A 5,000-nucleotide genomic window follows, 5' to 3' on the forward strand; every position below is an offset into this window, starting at 1 on the left:
GCAGATTTCTTTTATGATCCGAGCTTTGAGTTCAACAATTACGCATTCAAATCAATCAGATAACCGCGACGAATCGCTTGGTCATCCGTATTGACCCCTACCTTCGCTATGTTTCTCGCTCCCGAATTTACGTTTTCTAATTCGGAAAGCGGGTGAAGACGATCGGGCATATTACGAAGAGTAAGTTCGGATTTGGAAAATTGTCTCGCTCCCGTAGAGCTTTGAAGTGCAAAATTAATTTCCTTGAGCATGACTGCGAATTTCCTTTTTTATTCAACCTAACATAAAATTTAGAACCTTGTAAAGCAGAATCTGCGGACAAGAGCAAAAGCCGGCGGGAAACACTCTCAAACTTCTTACAAGCCGTCAAAATTGAAATTCTCCAGATTTTCTTCGTACAATTCTTCATCTTCCGTTGAGAAGCCTTGGTTCTCGGTTCTTTTTTTCGTTTCCCGTGCGTGTTTTTTCTGTACTACCTGTTCCGTTTCAGATACAAACGAATCTTCTTGTTTGGATAATTCCAACTCGGGTTCTCGTTCCCTGCCCATTTCCGTCAAGAGAGAAAATCCCTGCGGCTCCTTTACGAACTCGGGAAAGTATTCGTAGAATAATTTTGCGGACACGACTCGAAAGCTCGCGGGGTACGCATTTCTATAAGTATCTGAAAGTTCCACATCCGGCAATTGTTGAAATCCGATTCGGTCCTCAAAATCGTTGAATTCCTGTTTTGTGAACACGGGCATTTTTTCCGTGATGATATCCTTGAGAATAATCCAATCCAATTTGAATCTCATTCGATATCCCTGAAATGCGGAGGATCTCTGCATCAAATTGACCAATCGTTTGAGAGGATAATCGCGCTTTACATAGGGAGTAAGATAAACAAGAAGATATCTTTGAGAAAATCCAAGCGGTTCCCAAACCCTCTCGGAATAGGGTTTACCTTCCTCCGCTTTCAGATCATTCAGTATAGATTGTAATTCGGGAACGACTTCGATCTCCTCCGAATAGAATTCCTGTTTTTCAACCTCGCCGAATTCTCCATAATAGAGCCATTTGTATAAATCGACGACTTCGAATACGGGATGATCCTGAAGATATTGTTCTAAAAATTTTATCTTTTCTTCACGGGTTTTGTTATCGTCGATTTCTCTCTGAATCACCGTTTCGTTCCTCGTCTTCGTTTTTGACTGCGAACAATTCGGACCGATTTAAGATCCGAAAAATATTCTCCCTATGAGTGAGTATAATCCCAATGGAGATGAACACCATAGTTCCCAAGACCCAATACGAAACCTCTTCGTGTAAAAGAAGAATCGATGAAAAAGCATAAACGAGCGGAAGGGTAAGGGAAGCAAAAATTGATCCGATAGATACGAATTTAAAATATTTAATAGTCACTAAAAAAACAAGGATCGCTCCGAAACAAGCAATCGGAGTCAAAACCAAAAATACGCCCAATGTAGTGGCAACTCCCTTCCCTCCTTTAAAACCTAAAAAAGGCGAGAACATATGTCCTAAAACTGCGAGAACCCCACAAGCCAATTGAAACGGAACTTCTCCTTCCGGAACATAAATCCCGGAAAGATAAACTGGAAAGATTCCCTTAGCCACATCCAAAACCAACACCGGAAAACCGAACTTCCAACCGATAGAACGACCCACGTTTGTGGCTCCTATATTTTTGCTCCCGAATTTGCGGATATCCATCTTCCCAAATCGAAGAGCAATCCAATATCCAAAAGGAATCGAGCCCGAAATAAAACTAAGGAATGCAAAAATCGCGAAGTTCATTTTCGATCCGATCGAAATTCCAATCGAACCGGAATCCCCTGCAAGTCATAAGCCTCCGTGAGTTTCTTTTTCAAAAACGAAATCAAGTTCGATTTAAAGTATTCCACGTGGTTCACGAACAGGATCAAGTGAAAAGGAGAAGTGGAAACCTGTGTGCAATAGAGCATCTTCGGCGGTTGATGGGCCGAAAAGGATCTTCCCGCCTGGCTCATCCAGTTTTTTAGATTTTTATTAAGTTCGGATGTGCTGACCTTTCTACGAGATCTAGATGCGAGATCAAAGGAAAGATCGATAAGTTTTTGAACCCTCAATCTTTCGGTCGCACTGATCGTGACGATCGGCACTTCGTTTAACAACGGAAAACGACTGTAAAGTTTTTCTTTGTATTCCCGGAAAGTTTTGTCGGTTTTATCCTCGATGGAATCCCATTTGTTGACCGCGATCAAAAATGGCTTTCCCTTGTCCTGTAATAGGGATGTGATCTTTTTATCGAAATCTCCGAATCCTTTTTTTGCGTCCAAAAGGTGGATAACGAGATCACTCGATTCAATCGCCTTTAGAGTTCTTTGATACGAATAATATTCCAAGGCCTCGGTGGTCTTGCTGTGCTTACGAATTCCCGCGGTGTCAGTAAGTAGAAGTTTTCTATTTCCGAATTCCAATAAAGTATCCACGGAATCCCGGGTCGTTCCGGCTACATCACTCACGACCGCCCTTTCATAACCGCAGACCGCGTTCAAAAGGCTGGATTTTCCGGAATTCGGTTTTCCTACGATCGCAAGCCGGAACTCGTAATCCTCTTCCGCAAGAGGTAGGGGTTGCGCATCCTTCTTTTTGGAAGCGGAAATCTTTTCGATCCAAACCTTGCCCGGCTTACTACTTAAGAAAAATTTAATTTTCTCAAGCAATAGCCCCAGATTTTTTCTTCCAAGCGCGGAAATCGGAAGAACTTCCGCCAAACCCATTCTGTAGAATTCCTCCAGATCAAACTCGTCCAGTTCCTTGTCCGCCTTGTTGACGCAATAGATGATCGGTTTTTCCGCGACCTTTCGGTCTCTTCTTAAATAACCGAGAAGACCGTGATCCGCCGGAGTGATCTGATTCTTATCCAATAAAAAGATGATTACGTCGGATTCATTCAGTTGTCTATAAGCGGCTTCCAATATGGATTGGGAAAGAGAATCCGGGTTTTCGATGTCGAGCCCGGGAGTATCACAGAGATAAAAATCAAGATCCTTTTCTTCCTGATAGACCCTTGCCGAAAGAACATCACGCGTCACACCGGGATAATCCTCGGTGATCGCGAGTTTTTTCTTTAAGAGGGAATTAAACAAAGTGGACTTTCCTACGTTTTGTCTGCCCACGATAGACACGACGGGAATTTTTTCTCCGGGCGCTTTGCGGGGAGCCTTGATCGGAACAGTTTTTTCCGAATTCGATTTTCTTACGGCTTTAGCCATTGTATTCCTGGTTTTAAATCGCGTATTACTCGTAGCGGTTGGATGATTTTAACGCGCGGGCGATTTCCTGTTGCGCGTCTTTTTTCTGCATGTCATCCCGTTTATCGTGGATCTTTTTCGGTTTGCCCACGGCGATCTCCACCTTTACGCGAAGATTATTCTTAAAATAAACCTTAGTAGCGACGAGAACCAAACCTTTTTCTTTTACCTGACGTTCTAATTTTTCGATTTCCTTCTTATGAAGGAGGAGTTTTCTCGGACGAATTTCGGGATGATTGGCATAACCTCCGTTTTTATATGGAGTGATTGAAAAATTCTCCAAAAACACTTCCCCATTTTTGATCTTGGCAAATGCGTCGGTGAGATTTCCTTTTTTTTCACGGAGGCTTTTGACTTCCGATCCGGACAAGACGATTCCCGCCTCGATAAACGAAACTAACTCGAAGTTGAACTTGGCCTTTTTATTGACCAGAGGAGAATGTCCGGGTTCTTCTTTTTTATTTGCCACGATATTTTATCCGAAGTAAATCCAGTTTTTCGAATAAAAGACTAGGGCCAAGTGAAAAACGATTCGTTTTACGAAGACGAAAAAAGGATAGAATTGCTTAGAAGGAAAGAAGCGACGCTTTTTGGAACGGAATACGGCGAAAGGTTGCGGTGTTGGTTTTTAATGCGAAACGGTGGATGTAATTCCGGATAGGGAATCAGTCACATTTTTTAGGTTCGATTGCAAAGAATACGATTCGCAGCTCGCGAACCTCGATGCTTTTCGATCCTCTACGTTGATCTTTTATCCATTTTGATCGATGACAATACTATGTCTTTTTCTTTTATCAGAACCGGTTCGGCAGAATATCCGAGTTCACTTCGGCTTGATTTCTCCGATAAAATACAATTCATTGGATTTTGGAACACAGTTTAAAAGAGAACCAGTGCCGATTTCTTTCAATGTCGGTTGTCGCAATGAATACGAATTGCCTCCTCGGATGATTTTAAAAGCTCAATACTCTCACATCCAAAAGAAATATATTCAAAGCCGAATATTACTTTTGGCTTGTTTTTGAATAATCTTCCTGTCCATTGGCGACCGAAAGGAGCAAGATCCCTTGTATAAACCGCTTCATAAACTTTATTTTTAGTTCGGCGATCCATCACCAACAATCGTCTGGCAAAAACGCTGTTGTTCTTGACTAAATCCTGCGCAAAATACTGCAAGTCGCCCGTTTCATATTTATAAGAGTCGCCTTTACTATATTCGCTATCTTTAAAATATTTTCCTTCCATGCCGGAAGGGAAATATTTGGATTTGATTTTTTGCCAAACAATACGCTGCAGTTGTCCTTGAATGAATGGACTTTCTTTGCCGATAAATACCAAAACGTCGGTAGAAAACATACCGAAGCCGGGTAAAAGCTGTTCGTCTATCTCAAATCCAATCATAAAATCGCTTTTATCATATGGCGACGGCTCCCTCACCCTGTCGACGTATACAGAAAGACAGGCCATGAAATTCAAATCGTTTATTTTAAATGTTTTTAATACGTCTTTCGAGTAGTCGTAGATAAACACATTCGCCGCTTCTGAAATTTTTTCTTTAGAAAGAAAATACTTTCTAAATTTCGATCCCAACTTAATACACCCAGAATTTTGGATTTTCCGTTCTTCTTTTTTAGTCAAATTAGGAATCACAAACCAATCGGCGTGAGGGGGGCGAACACCGGAAAGAGAAACAAAACCAATATTTTT

The 5,000-nt window shown here is 41.6% G+C and carries 6 protein-coding genes (1 of these 6 cut by a window edge); all 6 read right to left on the reverse strand.

The window, feature by feature from the left end:
* Positions 1 to 38: 38 nt before the first annotated feature.
* The gene (locus CLV95_RS06185; protein ID WP_002726190.1) at positions 39 to 251 is read right to left on the reverse strand and encodes a hypothetical protein; all 213 of its coding nucleotides are present in this window, start codon (positions 249 to 251) and stop codon (positions 39 to 41) included.
* A gap of 105 nt (positions 252 to 356) precedes the next feature.
* Positions 357 to 1,163: a hypothetical protein gene (locus CLV95_RS06190; protein ID WP_002734356.1), complete on the reverse strand. Its 807-nt coding sequence runs from the start codon at positions 1,161 to 1,163 to the stop codon at positions 357 to 359.
* Positions 1,138 to 1,794, reverse strand: coding sequence for a glycerol-3-phosphate 1-O-acyltransferase PlsY (gene plsY / locus CLV95_RS06195; protein ID WP_002726369.1), 657 nt, complete (start codon positions 1,792 to 1,794; stop codon positions 1,138 to 1,140). The genes CLV95_RS06190 and plsY overlap by 26 nt, the downstream gene beginning before the upstream one ends.
* On the reverse strand, positions 1,791 to 3,254 hold the full coding sequence (gene der, locus CLV95_RS06200) for a ribosome biogenesis GTPase Der (RefSeq protein WP_002734365.1): 1,464 nt from the start codon (positions 3,252 to 3,254) through the stop codon (positions 1,791 to 1,793). The genes plsY and der overlap by 4 nt, the downstream gene beginning before the upstream one ends.
* 25 nt (positions 3,255 to 3,279) lie before the next feature.
* Positions 3,280 to 3,762 carry an SsrA-binding protein gene (gene smpB, locus CLV95_RS06205; RefSeq protein WP_002726198.1) on the reverse strand — a complete coding sequence of 161 codons (483 nt, stop codon included), beginning with the start codon at positions 3,760 to 3,762 and terminating at the stop codon, positions 3,280 to 3,282.
* Between the two features lie 437 nt (positions 3,763 to 4,199).
* Positions 4,200 to 5,000: the 3' portion of a hypothetical protein gene (locus CLV95_RS06210; RefSeq protein ID WP_016748860.1), read on the reverse strand. 111 nt of this gene lie beyond the right edge of the window; only the last 801 of its 912 coding nucleotides appear in the window; its start codon lies off the right edge, out of view — the gene reads right to left on this strand; the stop codon is at positions 4,200 to 4,202.

The organism is Leptospira borgpetersenii serovar Javanica (assembly GCF_003046425.1).
GTDB classification, from domain to species: Bacteria; Spirochaetota; Leptospiria; order Leptospirales; family Leptospiraceae; genus Leptospira; species Leptospira borgpetersenii.